Raw genomic sequence first — 20,806 nt, 5'->3', positions numbered from 1 at the left:
CTCGCTTCCATGTGCTTGTGAAATTTCACCACCTGCTACGCCCCGACCTGGGTGATCGATACCGGCCTGTGCGGAGCCAGGCGTGCGGGAGCGCACTGAGAAAAACAACGGAAGGACCACAGTTGACAGGCTACGAAAACGGAGTGTCAGCCCACGCGATCTCAGGCGCGCGGTGGGTGAAAAGCTCGGCAAGCAACCCCGAGGGCGGCAACTGTGTAGAATTTGCAGCCCTACCGAACGGCGACACAGCCCTGCGCAACTCGCGATTCCCCGCGGGTCCGGCACTGGTGTTCACATGTTCGGAAATCGAGGCGATGCTCATCGGCGCGAAGCAGGGTGAGTTCGACTGCTTGATCGACTGAATTTCGACACTGCAGGCTTGCGATCGCCCGTGCGCAGTCCCCACTCTGGGGTCCTCATGTTGAACTACGGGTGACCAAGGAGTCTGGGTGTCGGGCGGTCAAGTCCTGTCGGCTGTCGGGGACGGCGAGGGTCCGAGCAGCCTTCCTGCCGGCGCGGGCAGGGTGGTGGGCGCCCACCTGCGCCGGCTGCGCAAAGAGCAGGGCCTGCGGCTGGTGGACGTCGTGAAGGCGGGTCTGGTCGGTTCCGCACCCACGCTCAGCCGCATTGAGAACGGTGCCACCCCGCTGAAGGCCGAGAAGGTCCTCAGCCTGGCCCGGTTCTACGGGGTCACCACGGACAGTGAACTGGACGCACTCGTCAAGCTGGCCACCCGCTCGCACGACGCCCAGTGGTGGGAAGAGTTCCGTGACGCCATTCCCGGCTGGCTGGAGCGTCTGATCAGTGTGGAGAGCTTCGCCGAGGAGATCCGCACCTATGAGGTGCAGTATGTCCCGGGCCTGCTGCAGACCTCGGCCTACTCGCGGGCGATCATGCAACGAGCCTTCCCAGACGCATCCTTGGCAGACCCCGACAAGAGGCAGAGGCGGATCGAACGGTCCGTTAAGGTACGCCAAGGGCGCCGGGCCTTGCTGAACGAGGCCAGCGCGCCGCACTTCTACGCGCTGGTCGACGAGGCAGTCCTGGCGAGGCCAGTGGGCGGTGCCTCTGTGATGCGGCAGCAACTACGCGAGCTTTACAGCCTTGAAGAGAACGTGGAGCGGATCCACATCCGCGTCCTGCCCTTCAGCGTCGGCGATGAAGCGATGGCGCCAGCTCCTTCCATCACGCACCTCTCCTTCCCAGCTGACCGGGAGGAAGACATGGTGTATCTGGAAGTCCGTAACGGCGGCAGCTACGTCACCAACCCCGAGGACGTCGACCGATACCGGCTGGCCCTGACCGTACTGTGGTCTAAGGCAGCCACCCGCGACGAGACCCTCGAGCTCCTGCAGCACTACATCCAACAGCTTTCCGACTGACCTATGGCTTGCGGGCCACACCGCCGTAAGCCATCAGCATCTGATTGGCCGGACTGAGCTTGAGGCTGGCTCCAGGTCGCCAGCAGGACACATCACCGACGGGTCCCCCTATCGGCTCCAAGCCCTCGAAGAACCGGTCCATCTCGACAGGTGACCACACCCTGGCCCACTCATGCCCGGTCAACTCCTGCATCAGAAGGGAGGCTTCCTCACGCAAAGCGGCACTGTCGCTGGCCAGATCGCTTAAGACGAGGTAACTGCCCGACGGCAGCCCGTCGACCAAGGCCCTCAAACGCTGCAAAGGGGCCTGATCGTCGGAAACGCAGTGCAGAGCAGACACGAACAGCACAGCGGCCGGAGCTCCGCTCTTAAGGAAGCCAGCCCCTTCACTGCGTGACCAGACAAACGCGCTGTCCAGCATGTCCGAGTCGAGGATCAGCGTGTGCTCTCCCGCCAGCATCATCCGCGCATGCGCCAGCACCACCGGATCATTGTCGACATACACCACTCGAGCGGCCTTGTTGACGCGTCGGGCAATCTCGTGCACGTTGTCGCGCGTAGGCAGACCACACCCGTGATCGAAGAACTGGCTGATCCTGCGCTCGCTGGCGAGGTAGCGCACCGCACGCACCAGGAACTGGCGGCTGATGTGGGCAAGAATCCCGGCGTTAGGGGCCAGGTCGATCAGACGTCGAGCGGCTGCGCGGTCGGCCTCATAGTGGTCACTGCCGCCCAACAAGAAGTTGTGGATGCGCGCGTCGCTCGCTTGTCTGACATCGATCATCTACGCGTGCCCCCGCATACCGTAGCTCGCAGCTGCGCCCCCGCACAGGACAGCCCGTGCAATTGCGCGTCAAGTAGACGGCCATGCTAGGAGTTATGCACCACACTATCCACCCCGCCTGCTCTTTTCGGATGCCCCGCAGGAGTGAAACCCAGCAAAATCACCATTGAAGAGGGAACCCGGACCGCTGGTGTGCGCGGGCGCACTACCTCATCAGCACGCCCTCACGCTGCAAAGCTGCGCACCGCGGATCTCAGCAGACAGGTGAAATCTTCCGGATGCCGTCCCGCGATGCCGGCTGCCCTCACCTCCGAGATCTCCAGCCGGTAGCGCAGCAGCACAGCGTCCGCCTGGGACACGGACAGGACCCTGTAGAGATCCAAGCACCGAGAGGTGGCCACCCGGCTGGTTCGGGCGGCGAGCAGCCTCCGGACCAATGCGGACGGGGAAGCGCTCTCCAGCGCCTCCGTCCAGGTCACGGCCAAGTCTCCAAAGGCAGCGCCAACCAGCATCTGCGCCTCCATCTCATCCCCGACCCGCAAAGCTATGTATCGGTTGCAGATCTCAAGACGCGAAAGGCAGAAGGCGGCGAAAGCAAGAGGCATCCCGCTCTCTACCTCCGGCCGGCCACCGGATGCCACCACGGCAACACCCGGTGTCGAACGAATCTCAGGCAGGGCCTGCCACCGCAGTGGACGCGACTCGTGCCGGCCCCGGCCGTCCGAGACCACGTCAGACCAGGTCCTTAGCGCCGCGCACCCCTTGCACCGGAAAAAAGTCGTGCGCCAGCAGGAACGAGTACTGAATGTCCTCCCACAGCGGCCGCACCTGCTCAGGGTCACCACCCAGTTGCAGCACGATCTGATGCGTCGTCGCCCAGTCGGGCACTAGCTCCCCGCTCAGCACTGCGGACAGCGTGCCACTGCTCGTGCTTTGACCGTTGGCTTGCCCCGTGGCCCACAACAACCCCAACAGAGCACTGTGGAAACGGCCAAGCGCAGCAGTCGCCGAGCGCCGGGACGGCTGCCGGTGCCCCCGCGCCCACTCCCACAAAAGCCGAAACTCCTCCGGCCGCCCGTCGGCCGCCGTCACGACGGTGAATACCACCGGCCAGTCCGGTACCCGCTGCCCGGCCAGCAGCCGGGACACGCACGACGGTGACACACCAGCCTTCTGTGCCACTTCCTGAACTGCGCAGCCTCGCGTTCGCAGCAGAAAAGAGATCGCCGCCCCAAGACGCCTGCGGTGCTCCAGCGGACCGGGACCCGCAGTTGTCTCCGCAGGCAGGACAGCCGGTGCGATGGTCCGCCGCGCGCGGCGCCTCATCTGCCGCCGCAGCGCGTTGGGCCCCCACCTCGCACGCGCCGTAGCTTCACTGACCTGTGCCAACTCGGCGACCTGGCCCCAACTGGCACCCTGGGAACGGGCGTCGTGCACAGCCGCCCCGACATAATGAGCGACTTCAGCGCCCACTGCCGCGGCGAGTTCGACAAGTTCCTTGAGATCGCTCTTTCTGCCCTCCGCCTCTACCAGCTCCGTCGCCAGCGCCTGCACCCGCTGCGCCACCCCAGGTCCCCATCGCGGCGAATACACCACCGCTGACTCCCCGTCGCTTTGCCGGCTGCGCACCCGCTGCGCACGGCGGCGACAGGCGTCCTGGCAGTAGCGGCGAGGACGACCAGGCTGCTTCACGCGCCGGAACCGCCGTCCGCATTGCATGAACGCGCACGTGCTGTACTCGTAGCGAGCACCGTGTCCGACGCGACTTCCATCCTGCTTCATCTTTTTGACCCATCCGCTGAATCCATGGCGCCCTGGGGCGGAAACCCTTGCCTGCCTCCGCCCCAGGGCTGACCTGTGCATCCGAAGCGGGGTGAGACAGCCAGCAGGCAGCCCCACCCCAGTCCGATTACGTCAACGGCGACGGAAGCGCTGGTAGCTGACCACCGAGCCGTCCGTGAGGGCCCCCAGCAGCAGTCCCCACCACACCTTCTCGGGCACGACCGGACCGTGGATGGCCGTCACCACGCTGAGAGTCGTCATCAGTGCTGCGCCCCAGCGCAGCTTGACGGCCAGAAAACTCATCGACTGGGTTTGCGCCGTGAAAACCAGCGGAATGCTAGTTTCTGTCGACGCCGGGAGCACCTTCGCGAGCAATCGGCGCACCTGAATCATGTTCGGTCTCCTCAACTGGCTTGAGTCGGACAATGGTTCACTCGTCAGGGCCCCTCTCTCACAGGGGCCCTGACTCATGTGCGCGGAACGCTATAGCCCGCCTCCCAGGGCGCGCACGTCACCGGGCTGCCGTGAAAACGGAACGATGCCCGGTCGCTCGGCGCCTTGGAACGCCATCAAAGGCAGAAAACGATCAGGTCACGTCTGAAACTGGCACCTCTTGCATGCAGAGAGGTGAAGAAGTGTCCAGAACAGCTCGGCGCGGCGGGAATACATGGTTATTTGAACCTCTGAAAATTACCCAATCGAGTGAACCTGAGGCTGTAAATTTCGGGCTCGGTGAAAATGAGAAAGGCTTGTTACCGGCCAGGCACGGCTAAGACACCCGAGCGCCGCCTCAACGGTCTGGGAGATCCTCCGCGCCGTGGGCATTGATCCGGCCCGCGCCGGGCCGGCCCGACCTGGCGCGAGTCCCTGTCCGCGCAGGCCACCGCCGTAATCGCCTGCGACTCCTTGAGCATCGACACCATCGGCCTGCAACGCCTGTACGCCCTGGTCTTCCTCGAACACGACACCCGCACGCTGCACGTCGCTGGTGTCACCGCACCCAACAACTGCCAGGGCCGCCCAGCAAGCCCGCAACGTCGCCACTGACCTCGGCATGCGCGGGGGCTCGCTGCGCTTCCTTGTCCGAGATCGCGACAGCAAGTACACCGATACCTTCGACGCGGTGTTCCAGGCCAAGGACGTGGAGATCATCAAGGCGCCGGTTCGAGCGCCGCGGGCGAACGCTCACTGCGAGAGAGCCATCGACACCCTCCGTCGAGAGGTCCTCGACCATTCCTCATCCTCGGCGAAGCCCACGCGGGTCAGGTCCTGGCCGAATACCAGAAGCACTACAACGCGCACCGCCCCACCGCAGCCGAAACCAACTACCGCTCGAAAACCAGGAACAACCGCCTCCGACGCCAGCGTCGGCAGCCCGCAGAGTCCTCCGCACCTCAGGGCTTCGTCGTAGTCGGCTGATTTCCGTTTTGTGATCATGCGAGGCCGAGGACCGTGAGAGGGCGGCGGGCGTCACGCGCGTTGTGGCGGAGGGCGGCGGCGATGTTCCTGACGCCGCCCAGCCGGAGGGCGCCTATGGCGAGGTTGCGCCAGGTAGCCATGGCCCGGGGAGCGTTCCCGGTCCGCAGCTGCGAGGCGTCCTCGGCAAAAGTGGTGTCGCGGACGTGGTGCAGGACCTCGATTTTCCAGTGGTCCCGGATCAGCTTCGCGAGCTGGGCCGGGGTGGCCTGCTCGGCGGTCAGGCTGGTGACCGCATGGACGGTGGCGATGGTGACCTTGCCGGTCTTGCGGTCGGTGCGGCGGCGCTTGATCTGGACCGCCTGGCGGGCGCCGGGGAAGAGCAGGTTGCTGACGGTGGCGACCTTGATCCGGCGGATATCGGAGCGGCCGTGGCCGCTGCCCTGGGTGCGGCCCTGGAGGGGTATCTCCTTCCAGGGCAGGGAGTTGAGCTGCTTGCGCAGCTTCTTCTGGTTGCCCTTGACGATCGCGATGTAGTGGGCCCGGCGGCCCAGGAGGTATCCGGCATGCTCGCGCTGGGTGTGGAGCGCGTCGCTGGTGACCACGGTTCCGGCCAGGTCGGCGACAGTGTCCAACAGTGGCTGGAAGCAGGTGGTCTCGCCGGTCTTCTCGCCCACGTCGAGCTGGGCCAGGACCAAGCCGGACGTGTGCTCCAGGGCGGAGAGCAGGTGCACCTTGCGGCCGCGGGCCCTGGCCGCGCCGCGCAGGCTCTTGCCGTCCACTGACAGTCCGCGCAATCCGGATCTCTCGGGGCGGCGGTCGGCGAGCCAGCCGCCCACGGCCCGGTCCAGCGCGTCGCCGTCGATGCGGGCCAGCAGCCGGCGGACCGTCGCCTCCGCCGGCACCGGCCGCCGCGGCGGTACCGGATCAGGCTGCACGCCGAGCCGTTCGAGTACCTGTGGTGGTGCGTCCACGATCCACTCGCCGACCGCGAGCAGTGAGGTCGCCCCGGCCAACACCGCACACGCGGCCAGCGCGAGCACAGCGGCAAGGCCGTGCCGAACCCCGCGCGGGTCGCGAGGATCCGGCACCTCGGCCAGCCGTTCCAGCAGGCCCGGCACCTCCCCTGGCACAACCTGGGGCCGCTCGCGGAGCTGGTCAAGGGCAGGTGGGATCAGCGATGATGCGTCGGCAGGCACGGTCTTCCAGGCAGGTCACGGGGCGTAGAGAACTCCATGATCTTGGAAGCCTGTGCCTGCCCTGCTCGCCAGGAGCCGTCCAAACCGGCAGAGCAAAGATCCTGGTCGACCGTCGGTTCTGCAGAGGGCTAACCGAGCGGCAGCTCGACACGACGTCCGAGGCCGATTTCCTCCGCCTCATCGTTCGTGACCATCGCGAACACTCCGCTCGGAATGCCCGGAAGCCTGGCCAGGTCAGACGCCACGGCCAGGAGAACCTCCTCAGCGGCCCCGGCGATGGAGAAGACGTACGCCTCCTCGTACTCCTCGGCATCGTCGTACACCTCCGCCGCTTCCTGCTCGGCGAGGAAGTCCTCGACCTGGTCGATCCACGGGAAGGGATCGGCGCCTTCCGGAGTGCCCGCGGCTTCCCTCAGGGGCACATGGATCTCAACGACAATGTCCATAAAGATCATTGTCGCGGGTCAAGGTCTGGACGCATGAACCCACCCCACTCTCGGCGCACCGCGAGGCGCGGCAAATCAGCGTGAACCGGACATCACGCGACTACGCCGAAGCCTTGCTCCGCACCTGCGTCCTCGGCGGTGTGATCAGCGAGCAGCGATAAGCCTCTTGGCCAGCGGTGACGATTATCCGAGCCCCACAGGTTCCGCAGGGCGCCGTGGAGTACGTCCGGGGCTGGTGAAGGTGCCGGCGGCCGAGTTCGCGCAGTGTGACCTGATGAGTCTGTTCCGCTAAGCACCACCGCCAGTAGATCCGGGAGGCGCTGAAGTTCCGTCCCGCGACACGACCGGATGAGCAACGGCTGATCGTGTGTCGCGGGGAACGGCGAGCCTCCTTGAGTTCCTGATCCTGCGATGGAGGCCGTCCCGGTGCACCGTCGCCGCGTACAAGAAGGGAGGGCCGTCCCGGACTACGGGCAGCGTGCTCTCCGTTGGCCGTGCCGCTGATGTGTCCGCCGTCGTCGTCCTGCCTCATCCGGCTCTGTGTTCCGGGCCGGATGAGGCTGCCGTCTCTTGGGTGACTGGGCGCCGCGGCTTGATGACGGTTGCGGTCTGTTTGCGGTGTCTGCGGGATGCCGTTGTTGAACACAGAGGCGGGGCGCCGTCAGGCGGGGTCGGTCGCCGTAGGCGTGGCGGACAGGCGTGTGGTGTCCGGAGCGTGTAGGGGGCCGGCGCGGTGGTGGAGCTGGTAGATCATTTCGTCGGGGTGTCGGAGCAGGCGGGTCCGGCGCCAGGCGGTGTCGTAGGACAGGGGTGTGGGGCTGCGCTGCAGCTCGAGGATGGCGCGGATGCTGGTGAGAGGGGAGAGCAGGGTTCGCCAGAGGATGAGTCTCATGGGTGTGCCCTCCGCTCCATGGTGAGAGGAAGCGCCGAATCGGGCGCGTCCGTGCCGGTGAGCAGGCCTCCGCCGTTGAGGGTTTTGAGCGCGTCGAGGAGGGCGAGCATGGCTTGCTGCTGCTTCTCGGTGTCGGTAAATCCCTGGCCAAGTTGTTCCCACTGCTGCATCAGGGGGGTCCACCACCGGTCGCAGGACGTGATCAGGCGGGCCAGACGCTGGAGTTCGGCGACGTAGTCGTCGCCGAGCTCCTGGGGGGAGTGGCGTTCAAGCCGGTCCAGGACGACGAGGTCGGGGTGGTCGTAGAGGTGGGTTTTGAGGAAGCGCAGCCGGCGGATGCGGTGTTCGTCCGCCTGCCGTTGGAGGAGTATGTCCTGTGCTGCGGCGGGCAGACACAGGGTTGCCCGGGCGTCGATCAGCCGGTAGTGCGGGTTGCGGTGCCGGTTGGGGAGGGCGGCGTTGACGGCGTCCTGGGCGGCGGCAAGGTCGGCAGCCTCCAGGTGGGCGGCTGTGCGTAACGCTGCGCTGTGGACATGGGCGCGGACAGTTTCTTCCACGGTGGAGGGGCTGCGTCGGTGCGGGCGCCAGCGGATGGTGTAGACGGCTTCGAAACTGATGCCGGCGGTGGCGCTGGGCAGCAGGCGGGGCTGGCTGCAGGTGTTGGTGCGCGCAGCGTACTGCCACGGCCACCTCATGCGGCGTCTCCCGGGATGGGGAAGACGGTGCGCAGCCGGGGATCGACGAGGTGCTGGTAGAAGTCGTCCGCCACGTTGGTGCCGTGGGTGGTGGAGATGCCCCGCAGTTCCTGCATGAGGGACATGCCGGCCTGGAACATGTTGTGTCCCCGCAGGGCCGGCAGGAGCTGCTCCCGCAGGTGCGCGTAGGCGTCGGGATCATCGGCGCAGCTGCGGATCCATGCGGTCAGGCGCGGGATGAGCTCCTTGGCGGTGTCCGGGTTGCCGAGGAGGTCGTGCACGGCACGGACGATGTCGATATCCGGCGGGGGCGTGGCGATCAGCCAGGGCTTTTTGTCGTCGCTGGCGGTCATCAGGGCGAGGAAGGCGAGGCTGCCACTGTGGGCGGAGACCTTGTTCTGCTGCCAGTTGCTGACTTCGGCGACCAGTCGGGCAGTGACGGCGGGGTGCCGGGACAGCTCCTCGAAGGAGGCCAGCATGTGCCTGCGGATGTCCTTGTCGCTGCTTGACTGCGCGACGCGGCGCAGCCGTACCATCGCCATCTTGGCTGCCGAGGTGGTGACATCGGGCTCGGCGAGGATGCGCCGGCACACCGCGATCACGACGAGGGCGTAGTTTTGCTGGGCTGCCCACCGGTACAACATGCTCCAGGCCAGGCGGCCGATGTGCTCGTTGCGCACCGCGCTGTCCATGACGGTGCCCAGCACGTCCGGGCGGACACCGCCAGCGATCTTGCCGAGGCGGTCGAGATGCTCCACCGTCCCGTGCCGCACTGTCAGGTCGGTCAGCATGTTCACCGCTCGGTCCTCTGGTGAGGCTTCGACTGCTGTGCTGACCAGCCAATTGATCAATGGCTCGCGCATGACGTCGTAGTTGTCCCAGACATACTCCAGCACGGCCCGGCCGTAGGTGGGCCTGTCGAAGACGACGACATCTCGCGTGTCGACGTCGGCTCCGACGTCCTTGATCCGGCGGCGCAGTCCCCGGCTGGCGAACACGCTGTGCGCCGGGGAGAGCGCCGCGGTGCCGGCGGGGGAGTCCTCGATGAACGCCTGCAGCCTGCTCGCGCTGCGCGTGACCTGGGGCATAGGGGCGGACTGCCATACGGCGAGGGCCAGCAGCAGGCAGCGGTCCTCCAGAGTGAGGGAGGGGTTGTCACTGCTGTGCCGGACGGTGGTCTCCCCGAACCGGGTGTCGAGTTCCTCGCGCCAGTCGGTCAGCGCTGCCTCGATGCGCTGTGCCAGTGTCAAAGGCTCGAGGCCGTCGTCATCCGGCGGTCCGGGCTGCTGCTCGTGATGGTTGTGTTCCTGCCATGCCTCTACCACGGTACGTGCGGCGCGAGCCGCAGCCACGGCACTCAGCCCACGCACGCTGGCCTGGGCGGTAGGGGAGGACCGCAGTACGGTGACCAGACGGCTGTAGCCGCTGGCGTCGAGGCGTGCCTCGATCAGCTGCTGGGCGTCAGGGGCCTGGCGTAGCCGCACCACCTGGATGCCGTCCCGCTCGCCCAGGTGATGATCGGTCCACAGACCCTCCGCCACGGTCAGGACCAGATGGGAGCGGGCGGCGTTGAGGTTCTCGGCATGTTTGGACAGCGCGCCGAGGAAGTCGGCCGACAGGGCGTCGTGCACGGGATGCTTCAAGTCGAGCTGGTAGGCGTGGTCCTTCTCCAGAGGCAGGCGCCCCTTGCTGGGGGTTGGCCAGTCCGCATCCAGTTTCATCAGGTGTGTGCGGCCGGCGGTGTGCTCCGCCAGCAGGCGCAGGGCGAAGGTGGTGGAGCCGGACGACCGCGGTGCCACGACGATGAGCACGGGCTGGCGAAGGCGGCCGGTGGCGGGGGCGAGGACCTGACCCCATACCTCGGTCCAGTGGTTGCTGCGGACGAACGGCTGCTGCAGCAGCGCGGTGCGATCCTGGATCTCACCGTCCAGGACGTCCTGTTTGCGGGTTTCCAGGATCACCTCGTCGATGTGTTGCGCGACGACATCGGCACGGCTGTGCAGGTGGATCGGGCCGTCTGCGGTGAGCAGGACGGGCCCGTCCCCCCGGCTTGCGGGAGGTGCATCTGGTGGGCCGGCGGGCGCACCGGCATCGCCGGTGCTGCCCTCCGGGGCGTCCTTGGCCCGGCGCCAAGGGGACCTCCAGCCATGGGACGCACTGTGAGCGGCCGCGGGCGTCTCACCGCCGTCAGCGGGGTGGGGCGGGCGGGAGGGATCGAGCGGAGCTTCGGACATGAGGGACCTCCAGGAGAGTGAAGGGGGCTATGCCGGGAATCGAGCGGTGTCAGCGCAGCGGATACGTGTTGTGCACCTGCCCGATGTGAGCGCCCACCGTGGCCCCATACACCGGAGCGAGGAACTGGATAGCGCCGCCGCTGTCCGGGGCAGCAGCGGCGGAAGACGGACCAGCGCCGGGAGGTGAGGATTCCGGCAGCACACCAGCGACCGATGAGCCAGGATCCGGCTCATCAGTGAGATATGGCGCGACGGCCGCGCCCGTCATGCCGGGTACATGGATGTGGCAGGGGGCCTCGAAGTCGGGCTTGTCGCTGACGCGCGCGGTCGCCTGCAGGAAGTGGACCGGTGTCAGCTGAGGGGTGTAGCCCCCGTGGACACACCGCCGGTAGGCGGTCTCCGACAGGACACCAGCGACGAGCGTGTCGGTGGCCTTCGCCGCCTTCAACGCCTGGCGTACCGCCTGGCTGTTGAGTAGCCGGTTGGCGTCGATGAGCGCGTTGCCGCCCCTCAGCCTGGACGAGGGCACAGGACCGGCATGCACGCTCACACGCAGCCGCACGACGGGACTGCTGGCCAGCCGGTGCTGCTCATGACGCAGCAATGCCGCGCTGAGCCGGCCGAGGAACGGGTCGATGATCCTGGCGAGGACCGAGGGCGGAAACAGAAGGATGGCCCCGTCGCCGGCGTCCTTGTAGGTTTCGGGGAGGGCTTGAGGGTCGGGAAGAGCGCAGTCGGCGAGCACGTTCGTCAAGAGGTCGTCAACCTCGGAACGCGCGCTCTCCATCTTTGCTTCTGGGATCCGGCTGTACTTTTCCATGTCGAAGGCCAGCAGGGCGTACTCGGCAGGAATGTCCAAGCTCTTCGAGGACGGCAATGACGGCATCAGGGACGCCTTTCAGCACGGGCGGTCGGATGAGCGCCCCATGCTGGCCGGATGGCGGTGCCGGCGATGCCCACCAGTGGGCACGCCCGGCGTGCCCCAGATCACGTCTGCATACGCGCGTGTGACTGAATGGCACGGATGTTGCAGACGAGAAGCCCACCGCTGGACGCGGTGCGCACCCAACCTTGCTCCCGCCACGGTTTGAGCGCCATTCCCACAGCGTTCCGTGACGCGCCGATCATCTGGGACAGCTCCTCCTGCGTCAGGCGGATGACGCGCTCCACAGCAGGGGAGGAAGCCGCCTCGACCAGACGAGAAAGAGCCGAGGCCAAACGCACCGGCACGGAGGCGGTCGCCAGCTCGAAACGAACCGCTTCCGACTCTCTTACCCGGGTGATGGCATGGCGCAGCAACGAAGTCAGCAGGCCGTGCGCGTTCACGAACTCGAGGAAGTCCGGGGCGGGGACGATGTGCACGCGGCATTTCTCGGCGGTGATGACCGTCGCCGAGCGTGGCTTGTCGTCGAGGACGGCCAGCTCCCCGAGTAGCTCGCCAGCGCCCCGTATAGCAAGAAGAGCGCGCTCCCCGTTTGCCCCGGCCAGCGTGACCAGAACGGATCCGGAATCCAGCAGGATCACATGCGTTGCAGCGTCCCCCTGACGCAACAGCACACTGCGTGCCGGTCGCACGCGCAGGGGGGCGAGCGCCCGCAGACCCTCCCACAAAGCCTCGCCCATCACTTCGATATGCGGCTGATACACCATCCCCCCCATGTGGCGCGCGGCCTGTCACATACGGGGGATCTTCTCAATTGAATGCGTAACCACTCAACAGCCCCATTCCGGCCAACAGTAGTGCCACAATGACCAGATCACCGGCCAAACGGATCAACCGCAGCTTCCTGTCAGCCAGCCGGGACAGCACCCGCAGCCGGCGTTCCTCCCACGGCCGTTGCGCCTCCGTACCGGCCTGCGCCCCGCCCGGCGCGCAGCCCTCGCACCCATCAGCCAGCTCTGCTTGCAAACCCGCTGCCGGCATTACGGGACGCAATGCCAGCAGCGCCACACCGACAGAGGCAGCAAGCACAAGGCAAACGGAGACCAGCACACATCCGACCGCCCGCGAGACACCGCCTGTCTGCCCGAGTACTGCCACCGACAGCGCCAGCAAACCACCGGCCACACCGCACAGCGCCGTCGCCTTCGTGTCCGCCCGCTGTACCTCGATGAACGCCTGAGCAGCACGCTCTCGAAGCGAACGCATGTCCACACGGCAGCTGGATCCCGCTCCGCACCCCACAACCGCGCTCCCTCCTTGAACGGCACAGTTCCAGGTTCACCGTGCTCGTTACGAGCAACCACCGCTGCCCAGTAGAGGGCTCAGACAGTGCAACGCCTGTCACCAAGGTCAGACATGCCAACGGACTTCGCTGAGCACACCGATCTGGCTTGTCTGACACACCCCAAGGCGCAAGCCGCGTTCGTCGGGCAGTGCCCCGTGCTGTCATCCGTTTCGGTTGCATCGGTGCCAGTCGGTCTTGTCGACGAGGCCACGGACTGCGAGACAGCCCATGCAGATGAGAGCGGCGGCGACGAGGAGGGCTTCCCAGCTGTGGCGTAATTTGCTCTGGCCGCGCGAGCGCGCGGCCCGGATCCGGTCGCCATTGCTGGACAGGTAGACCGTGATAGAGCACAGGCCGCCGATGGCCGAGACGACGCCGCCGACGGTGCCGTACAAGGAGACGCGCTGTTCGGACTCGATCCAGCAACCAGTCACTCCACCCCCAGATACCTACCGCTATTACATGCGCTGTCACCAGCAGGAAAACCATGAGGTAGCCCCACCACACGGTTTCGGACCATCGGTCGACGACAGGGGGATGACGAAGCTGTGGGCCGAAGAAGTTCAAGATCGCCTGGCAGGGGCTCTTTCAACCTGGCCGTCGCCGGAGACCGAGTGAGCCGAACTCCTGTGCGCAGCGACCCCTTTCATACACTGACAGCACTGTCATCCTGGCCTGTCACTTCCTGCACCTGAAGTAGGGCTTTTAACTGAAAAACCATCCGCTGCTGTCACCTCACCCGTTACGGTCTGGCGTCATGAGGTTTCTGCACACCTCGGACTGGCATCTGGGCCGCCGGTTCCACGGGGAAGACTTGACTGACCGTCAGCGAAAGATCCTGGAGCACATTTGCGCCACCGCCCGCACCGAACAAGTTGACGCCCTGCTCATCGCGGGCGACATCTACGACCGCGCCATCCCGAGCCTGGACGCGGCGCGCCTGTTCAACTGGGCCCTGCACGAACTCGCCGACCTCAACATTCCCACGATCATGATCAGCGGGAACCACGACTCCGCCCACCGCCTCGGCATCGGCTCAGGCCTGTACGCCAAGGCCGGCGTGCACCTGCGGACCGACCCCGCCGAGGCCTTCCGCCCCGTCCTGCTATCCGATGCCCACGGACCCGTCGCCGTCTACGGCGTGCCCTACCTGCACCCCACCCTGGTCAGCGAACAGCTGCAGGTGGAAACCCCCTCCCACCAGGCCGTCCTCACCGCGGCCCTGGACGCCATCCGCACCGACCTCGCCACCCGCCCCGACGGCACCCGCGCCGTCGTCCTGGCCCACGCGTTCATCACCGGCGCCGACAGCAGCGACAGCGAACGCGACATCAGCGTCGGCGGCGTCGCCCATGCCGGCGCCGCCGTGTTCGACGGCATCCACTACACCGCACTCGGCCACCTCCACCGACCCCAGGCCGTCAGCGACCGCATCCACTACAGCGGATCCCCGCTGGCCTACTCCTTCTCCGAAACCGGCCACACCAAGTCCCTGGCCCTGGTCGACCTGGCCGCCGACGGCACGCCCACCGTCACCCATCAGGACATCCCGGCCGGCCTGCACCTGCCGCTGGCCCGGCTCATCGGGCGTCTGGAGGACCTGCTCGCAGACCCCGCCCACGCGCCGCTGGCCGACGCGTGGCTGCACGTCACCCTCACCGACCCCGCCCGGCCGTACGAGGCGATGAGCCGCCTTCGCCAGCGCTTCGCCCGCACCCTCGACATGAAGCACGAACCCGCCACCATCCCCGCCCAGGCGACCGACACCCCCACCTACCGCGACCGGGTCCGCGGCCGCAGCGACCTCGACATCACCCACGACTTCATCACCACCGTCCGCGGCACCGCCCCCACCGACGACGAGCAGGCCCTGCTACGGGAGGCCGTCGACCACATGAACCTGCACGCCCAGCAGAAGGAAACCGTCTGACCATGCGCCTGCACTCCCTGCACCTGCAGGCCTTCGGTCCCTTCGCCGACCGGCACAGCATCGACTTCGACGCCCTGACCGCCGACGGCCTGTTCCTCCTGCACGGCGACACCGGAGCGGGCAAAAGCACCCTGTTCGCCGCGATCTGCTTCGCCCTCTACGGCTATCCGCCCCGCGAACGCAACGCACGGCTGCGCAGCGACCACGCACCCGCCGACCTGCTCACCGAAGTAACCCTGGAAGCAACCATCGCCGGCAAACGCCTGCAGATCCGCCGCGTGCCCGCACAGCGAAAGCCCCGCTCACGCCGCCCGGGCGAGTTCGTCGACCACAAAGCTGAAACCGACCTCAAGCAGTGGACCGAAGACCAGCACGGGCAGGGCCAGTGGGAGGGCATCAGCAGCGCCCGCAAAGAGGCCGGCAAAGAGATCGAAGCCCTCCTGGGCCTCAACCGGCAGCAGTTCTGCCAGGTCGTCCTGCTCCCGCAGAACGACTTCACCAAGTTTCTGCGAGCGGACGCCTCCGAACGCCGCGTCCTGCTGGGCACCCTGTTCGGCACCCGCCGCTTCGGCCGCATCGAGGAGTTCCTCGCCGAACGCAAGAACACGACCGCCAAACGCCGCGACGAGGCCCGCGCCGACGTCATGCGCCTGGCCGAACGCATCCAGCAGGCCGCTGGCGACGAACTCGGCCCCGCCATCGGCGCCCCACGCCCCGACGACCCGGCCACCCTCACCGACCAGGCACGCCTGTGGGCCACCGCCCTGCACCAGCAGGCCGCCACGCTCCAGCAGGCGGCCACCGCCGGCACCGAAAGCGCCCGCCATCTGCTGGATGACTGCCGCACCACCGAGCAGCGAACCCGTGACCTGCACCGCCTCCAGCAGACCCATCACACAACGACGCAGGAACTGACCCGGCTCGACGAACGCACCGACTACTACACACAGCTCAGCGACCGACACAGCCGAGCCCGCACGGCGAGGCAACTTGAGACCGTCCTCGACGACGCACACACCGCCGACCGCGACCACAGCCTCGCCCTGGCCGCCGACACCAACGCCCGCGCCCTCCTGCCGATTGAACACGCCGCCCAGGACGCCAATGGTCTCGCCGAGGCCGTGCAAGAGGTACGCGGCAACATCGGCGCCGCCCAGGCCCTGCTCCCGGACGAAGCCGCACTGCAGAAGCACACCGACGAACTTGCCGCACTCTCAAAAGAACGCGACGAGCTGGCCGCCACCGTCACCGACGCCCAGGACTGGCTGGACGGCCTGCCCCAGCTGCGCGAGACGCTGACCGCACGGCTGCAGGCATCGCGCACCGCCCAGGAAGCCAGCAGGGAACTCGAAGCCACCCTCAGCGCGGTGACGACCCAGTGCGAGGCTGCCACCCGCCGCGACGACCTGCTCGTCCAGGCCGCCGCCGCCGACGAAGTCCTGACCAGGACCACCGGCGTCCTCAACGAGGCTGCCACGGCCTACATCGCCATCCGCCGGCGCCGTACCGACGGCATCGTCGCCGAACTCGCCGGCCGCCTCAAGGACGGTGAAAGCTGTCCCGTCTGCGGCTCCGCCACCCACCCGGCACCCGCCACACCCCAGTCGGGCCAGCCCACGGCCGCCGACGAACAGGCCGCCGAAGCCGCCCACACCGCAGCGGAGCAAAAGGAGAAAGAGGCCAGCCAGAGGCTGGGCAGCCTCCAGCAGGAGGCCGCTGAGGCACGCGGCCGGGCCGGCGGCGACACCCCTCTGGCCGACCTCACGGCCCAGCGCACCGAGCTGACCGACCGCATTCACCAGACCTTGGCCAAAGCCGCGGACGCAGGTCCAGCCGAAGAAGAACTCACCCGTCTGCAACAGCAGCAGACCGACCACGAACACACCCGCAACACCGCACAGCAGCGCCTGGGCGCCATCGACGCCACCTACGACAGCCTGCACACCCAGCGCGAGACCCTCAGCCGGCGCCTGGCCGCCGCCCTGGATCAGCACACCACGCTCGCCGACCGCATCACCCACCTCACCCAGCTCGCCGAGCAGCTCGAGAGCGCAGCCAAGTGCACCGCCGCCGCAGCCCGCACCACCACGGACCTGCGCACCGCCACCCAGCGCGCAGAACAGGCAGCCCAGGCCGTCGGCTTCGCGTCACCGGCCGAGGCCACCAGCGCCCTGCTGCCCGACGACGACCTAGCCCGCATCAGCGAAGAACTCACCAACTGGCGCGAACAGCGCCTTGTCCTGGCCGCCCACCTGGATCAGCCCGACCTCAAGAACGCCGCCGCCCAGCCTCCCGCAGGCCTGGAGCACGCTGTGGCGGAACTGGAGAAAGCCACCACCGCCCACTCCCAAGCCACGAGCGTCGAAACCCAAGCCACCACCCGCCTCACCGCCCTCGCCGCTCTCGGCACCCAACTCGACGCTTTTACCAAGAGCCTCGAGCCGCTGGAGGCCGCCTACAGCACCGTCGACCACCTCCACGGCCTGATCAGCGGTGGCTCACTCAGCAACCAGCTCCGCATGCAACTGGAGTCCTACGTCCTGGCCGCCCGCCTCGAAGGCGTCGTCGACGCAGCCAACACCCGCCTGACCCACATGTCGAACCACCGCTTCACGCTCGTCCACTCCGACGAACGAGCCGCCCGCGGCGCCAAATCCGGCCTAGGCCTAAAAGTCCTGGACGCCTGGAGCGGACACCAGCGCCACACCGACACCCTCTCCGGCGGAGAATCCTTCTACGTCTCCCTGTCCCTGGCCCTGGGCCTCGCGGACATCGTCACCGCCGAAGCCGGCGGGCAAGCACTCGACACCCTCTTCATCGACGAAGGCTTCGGCACCCTCGACGACGACACCCTCCACCAGGTCCTCGACGTCCTCGATTCCCTGCGCGACCACGACCGCACCGTGGGTGTCATCAGCCACGTCGCCGAGATGCGCCGCCGCATCACCCAGCGCCTCCACGTCCGCAAAAGCCCCGTCGGCTCCACCCTCGTCCACGTCACCGAAGCAGCCGAATGACATCCAGCCCCTCCCTGAACGGCACTGCCGCCACCTCGAACCGGGCCGACAGCACCGGTCGGCCCACAGCACAGTGCCCTGCACTGGACTGCTGTCACGCGCTCGGCCACCATGCGGCAGAACCCGCCGCGCAACGGGCACCCTCGATCTCGCGCCATGGCCGCAACAGCCCGACCGTCTTCGCCCCATGCCAGTGCGCCAGGATGTCCCCAGCGGTCCCGGAACGCGGGCCCGCCCTGCTTGCGCCAACCGTGTCGAGGTAGCACTGCATGCTGGAAGCCACCCGCCCCACGCCCCAGGACCCCGCGACGCGCACGCTCTTCCCCGACCAGGCAGAAGCGGTCGAGCGGCTGGTGCGCCATCTGCGGCGCCCAAGGAGCCGGGGGCTGTATGTATCGGCGACGGGAACCGGCAAGACACTGGTGTCCATCCGCGTGGCGGACCAACTCGATGCCCGGCTGGTGCTGTTCGTCGTGCCCACCCTCGACCTGGCGGCACAGACCGCTCTGGCCTGGCGCAGCGACGGACACAGCGAGCACATGGTGATCGTCTCCTCCCTGGACAGCTCGGCCCGAGAAGACCTAAGGGCCGCACGGATCGGCTCGACCAGCGACCCACGCGGACTGGCTGCGCTGATGTCGGTGGTGGGGGAGGAGACAGACCAGATCCCGGCGCTGACGGTGATCTGCACCTACGACTCCCTTAACAAGATCGAGGAAACCCAGAGCACGGGGTACACGGTGCCGCCGTTCGACCTGGCGGTGATGGACGAGGCACACCGGATTGCCGGCCGGGCCGACAAAAAGTGGGCAGCCGTCAACGACGCCAAGCGCATCCTGGCCGACCGCCGCCTCTACATGACCGCCACCCCCCGCATCTTCGCAGCCCCCGAATTGGCCGACTCCGCCGACACGGCCCGCCCACGCCGCCGCTCCCACCACGCCCCCGAAGCGGACGTGCTTACCAACTCCATGGACAACGAGCAGGTGTACGGGAAGAAGGTCTTCGAGTACCCGCTCGCCCAAGCGGTGGAGGACGGCCGAGCGGCGGACTACCGCATCGTGGTGCCCACCCTGACCGATGCCGACCTGCGCCGCCGCCTGAACCTCCCCGCCCCTGGAACCCCCCACTCCAACGATGGCAACGACGAGGAGGGGGACAGCGCGCTGCGCACCACCGCCCTGCACCTGGCCGTCCTGCGCACCATGACCGAACACAACCTGAAGAAGGTCCTGGTCTACTTCAACCTTGTCTCCGACGCCCGCCGCTTCACCCGCGAACTGCCCCACACCCTGCGCCAGCTCGCCAAGACCGACCCCGGCCTGTGCCCGGACATCACCCCCGAGCTGTTCTTCGCCCACGGCGAGCACACCACCGCCCAACGCGCCGACACCTTCGCCGACTTCGCCGCCGCCGACTGCGCGATCCTGGCCAACTCCCGCCTGATCGCCGAAGGCGTCGACATCCCCAGCGTCGACGCCGTCGTCTTCGCCGACCCCACCCGCAGCGTCATCCGCTGCGTCCAAGCCCTCGGCCGCGCCCTGCGCCTCGACGTGAGCGGCAAGACCGCCTCACTGATCGTCCCCGTCTACGTCCCGCCCGGCGCCGACGGCGAGAACATCCTCGGCACCGCCTACGAACCCGTCTGGGCCATCGCCACCGCACTGGCCAGCCACGACCACCGCATCCTCGAACGCCTGCCCGACAAGGCCAACCGCCTGCCCAAGGAGACCAGCGACGTCATCGAACGCCGCTGGCACTTCGACTTCACCGTCCACCCCGAACGCATCGCCCGAGCCATGGACCTGGCCTCCTTCGACCCCCGCGACCAGACCGTCTCCCGCTCCCGCCGCCTCGGCCTGGCTGCCGCCCAGGCCTACCGCGACGAACACGGCCACCTCGACGTCCCCGCCGACTACACCGACCCCACCGGCTACACGCTGGGCACCTTCATCACCACCATGCGTGACGCAGCCAAAGCCGGCCGCCTGGAAGCGGACTGGATCGCCGAACTCGACGCCCTCGGCATGATCTGGGACAAGCACGATGCCGCCTGGCGCGCCCGTCTGACCGAGGCCGCCGACTACCTGCGCGCCCACGGTCACCTCGCCGTCCCCTCCACCACCCCCATCGGCGCGTGGCTCGCCGAACAACGCCACCTCGCAGCCAAGAACACCCTTGATGCGGCCCGTGCCGAGACCCTTGCCGCCCTCGATCCGGACTGGCGTCTGCCCCATGGCGCGGACTGGCACCGTAAATACCACCTGCTGCGCACCCACCTCGCCGACGGCGCCAACCCGGCCGCGCTCACCCGCGACACCATGCTCGCCGGGGTGAAGATCGGCTCCTGGCTGCACCGTCAGCTCACCACCTGGCCCACCCTCCACCCCGGCCAGCAGCAGCTGATGACCGCCCTCGGCCTCACCCTGGACAGCAACCCGCTCGCCCCCGCCCGCCGCGCCCGCCGGACCTTCGAGCAGACCGTCCAGCTCTTGGAACTCTTCCTCCACCGCGAAGGGCGTGCCCCCGCCGCGCGCGAGACCATCCGGGTCGACGGCGACACCGTCAAGATCGGCGCCTGGCTCGCTAAAACCCGCACCAAGCACCGCACAGGCCAACTCCCCGACGAGTACGCCCGACTGGTCGCCGCCCTCTTCGACGGAGACTGGGCCACGGACGATGCCACCCCGGCCGTCCTTGCATAGAAGTGGATCAATAGTCGTTTCACCATGACTCGTGGCTGAGCTGGTTGAGTCCTTCGACAGAGCGCAGGCGGGCTTGCAGCATGCAGTCAGGGGCCG

18 protein-coding genes and 1 pseudogene are annotated in these 20,806 nt (G+C 67.6%); 6 read left to right on the top strand and 13 right to left on the bottom strand.

Features of this window, described 5'->3' with window-relative positions; translation table 11 throughout:
- The first annotated feature begins 122 nt into the window (after positions 1-122).
- Positions 123-362, top strand: coding sequence for a DUF397 domain-containing protein (locus OHB56_RS00165; RefSeq protein ID WP_406358860.1), 240 nt, complete (start codon positions 123-125; stop codon positions 360-362).
- Between the two features lie 87 nt (positions 363-449).
- Positions 450-1,382 (top strand): helix-turn-helix domain-containing protein, encoded by a 933-nt coding sequence (locus OHB56_RS00160; RefSeq protein ID WP_406350925.1) that lies wholly within the window; start codon positions 450-452, stop codon positions 1,380-1,382.
- 1 nt (position 1,383) lies between these two features.
- Here OHB56_RS00160 and OHB56_RS00155 read toward each other — a convergent pair whose 3' ends face one another.
- The 4 genes from OHB56_RS00155 to OHB56_RS00140 form a co-directional block, all read right to left on the bottom strand.
- Positions 1,384-2,166 (bottom strand): SAM-dependent methyltransferase, encoded by a 783-nt coding sequence (locus tag OHB56_RS00155; RefSeq protein WP_406350924.1) that lies wholly within the window; start codon positions 2,164-2,166, stop codon positions 1,384-1,386.
- 224 nt (positions 2,167-2,390) lie between these two features.
- Positions 2,391-2,645, bottom strand: a complete 255-nt coding sequence (locus tag OHB56_RS00150) for a hypothetical protein (RefSeq protein ID WP_406350922.1) — start codon at positions 2,643-2,645, stop codon at positions 2,391-2,393.
- A 253-nt stretch (positions 2,646-2,898) separates the two neighbouring features.
- Entirely contained in the window at positions 2,899-3,732 is an 834-nt protein-coding gene (locus OHB56_RS00145; protein ID WP_406350921.1) for a hypothetical protein, read from the bottom strand.
- Positions 3,733-4,080: 348 nt separating this feature from the next.
- Positions 4,081-4,341 carry a hypothetical protein gene (locus OHB56_RS00140; protein ID WP_406350920.1) on the bottom strand — a complete coding sequence of 87 codons (261 nt, stop codon included), beginning with the start codon at positions 4,339-4,341 and terminating at the stop codon, positions 4,081-4,083.
- Positions 4,342-4,854: 513 nt separating this feature from the next.
- Here OHB56_RS00140 and OHB56_RS00135 point away from each other — a divergent pair.
- The gene (locus OHB56_RS00135) at positions 4,855-4,995 is read left to right on the top strand and encodes a hypothetical protein (RefSeq protein ID WP_406350919.1); all 141 of its coding nucleotides are present in this window, start codon (positions 4,855-4,857) and stop codon (positions 4,993-4,995) included.
- 545 nt (positions 4,996-5,540) lie between these two features.
- Here OHB56_RS00135 and OHB56_RS00130 read toward each other — a convergent pair.
- From OHB56_RS00130 to OHB56_RS00090, 9 genes and pseudogenes are all read right to left on the bottom strand, one after another.
- A pseudogene (locus tag OHB56_RS00130) lies at positions 5,541-6,455 on the bottom strand (ISAs1 family transposase); the annotation flags it as partial.
- Between the two features lie 236 nt (positions 6,456-6,691).
- Positions 6,692-7,009 carry a hypothetical protein gene (locus OHB56_RS00125; RefSeq protein ID WP_406350917.1) on the bottom strand — a complete coding sequence of 106 codons (318 nt, stop codon included), beginning with the start codon at positions 7,007-7,009 and terminating at the stop codon, positions 6,692-6,694.
- A gap of 661 nt (positions 7,010-7,670) precedes the next feature.
- Positions 7,671-7,901 carry a hypothetical protein gene (locus tag OHB56_RS00120; protein WP_406350916.1) on the bottom strand — a complete coding sequence of 77 codons (231 nt, stop codon included), beginning with the start codon at positions 7,899-7,901 and terminating at the stop codon, positions 7,671-7,673.
- Positions 7,898-8,596: a hypothetical protein gene (locus tag OHB56_RS00115; RefSeq protein ID WP_406350914.1), complete on the bottom strand. Its 699-nt coding sequence runs from the start codon at positions 8,594-8,596 to the stop codon at positions 7,898-7,900. Before OHB56_RS00115 ends, OHB56_RS00120 begins: the two co-directional genes overlap by 4 nt.
- Positions 8,593-10,557, bottom strand: a complete 1,965-nt coding sequence (locus OHB56_RS00110; protein WP_406350912.1) for a hypothetical protein — start codon at positions 10,555-10,557, stop codon at positions 8,593-8,595. The genes OHB56_RS00115 and OHB56_RS00110 overlap by 4 nt, the downstream gene beginning before the upstream one ends.
- 322 nt (positions 10,558-10,879) lie before the next feature.
- Entirely contained in the window at positions 10,880-11,689 is an 810-nt protein-coding gene (locus tag OHB56_RS00105; protein WP_406350910.1) for a hypothetical protein, read from the bottom strand.
- Positions 11,690-11,817: 128 nt separating this feature from the next.
- A complete protein-coding gene (locus OHB56_RS00100; RefSeq protein ID WP_406350908.1) occupies positions 11,818-12,480 on the bottom strand; it encodes a Crp/Fnr family transcriptional regulator in 663 nt (220 codons plus the stop codon).
- Between the two features lie 43 nt (positions 12,481-12,523).
- Positions 12,524-12,979 carry a hypothetical protein gene (locus OHB56_RS00095; RefSeq protein WP_406350906.1) on the bottom strand — a complete coding sequence of 152 codons (456 nt, stop codon included), beginning with the start codon at positions 12,977-12,979 and terminating at the stop codon, positions 12,524-12,526.
- Positions 12,980-13,219: 240 nt separating this feature from the next.
- Positions 13,220-13,492, bottom strand: a complete 273-nt coding sequence (locus OHB56_RS00090) for a hypothetical protein (RefSeq protein WP_406350904.1) — start codon at positions 13,490-13,492, stop codon at positions 13,220-13,222.
- A 323-nt stretch (positions 13,493-13,815) separates the two neighbouring features.
- Here OHB56_RS00090 and OHB56_RS00085 point away from each other — a divergent pair, with 323 nt between their 5' ends.
- The 3 genes from OHB56_RS00085 to OHB56_RS00075 all read left to right on the top strand — a co-directional run bounded on the left by OHB56_RS00085 (position 13,816) and on the right by OHB56_RS00075 (position 20,710).
- Positions 13,816-14,988, top strand: a complete 1,173-nt coding sequence (locus OHB56_RS00085) for an exonuclease SbcCD subunit D (RefSeq protein WP_406350903.1) — start codon at positions 13,816-13,818, stop codon at positions 14,986-14,988.
- A gap of 2 nt (positions 14,989-14,990) precedes the next feature.
- Positions 14,991-18,005 carry an AAA family ATPase gene (locus tag OHB56_RS00080; RefSeq protein WP_406350901.1) on the top strand — a complete coding sequence of 1,005 codons (3,015 nt, stop codon included), beginning with the start codon at positions 14,991-14,993 and terminating at the stop codon, positions 18,003-18,005.
- Positions 18,006-18,274: 269 nt separating this feature from the next.
- Positions 18,275-20,710 (top strand): Helicase associated domain protein, encoded by a 2,436-nt coding sequence (locus OHB56_RS00075; protein ID WP_406350899.1) that lies wholly within the window; start codon positions 18,275-18,277, stop codon positions 20,708-20,710.
- The last annotated feature ends 96 nt before the right edge of the window (positions 20,711-20,806 follow it).

Origin of the sequence: Streptomyces sp. NBC_01635, assembly GCF_045209715.1 — a bacterium.
GTDB lineage: Bacteria > Actinomycetota > Actinomycetes > Streptomycetales > Streptomycetaceae > Streptomyces > Streptomyces hirsutus.
The sequence above is the reverse complement of the archived record's forward strand: the minus strand, read 5'-3'. Positions and strand labels throughout refer to the sequence as shown.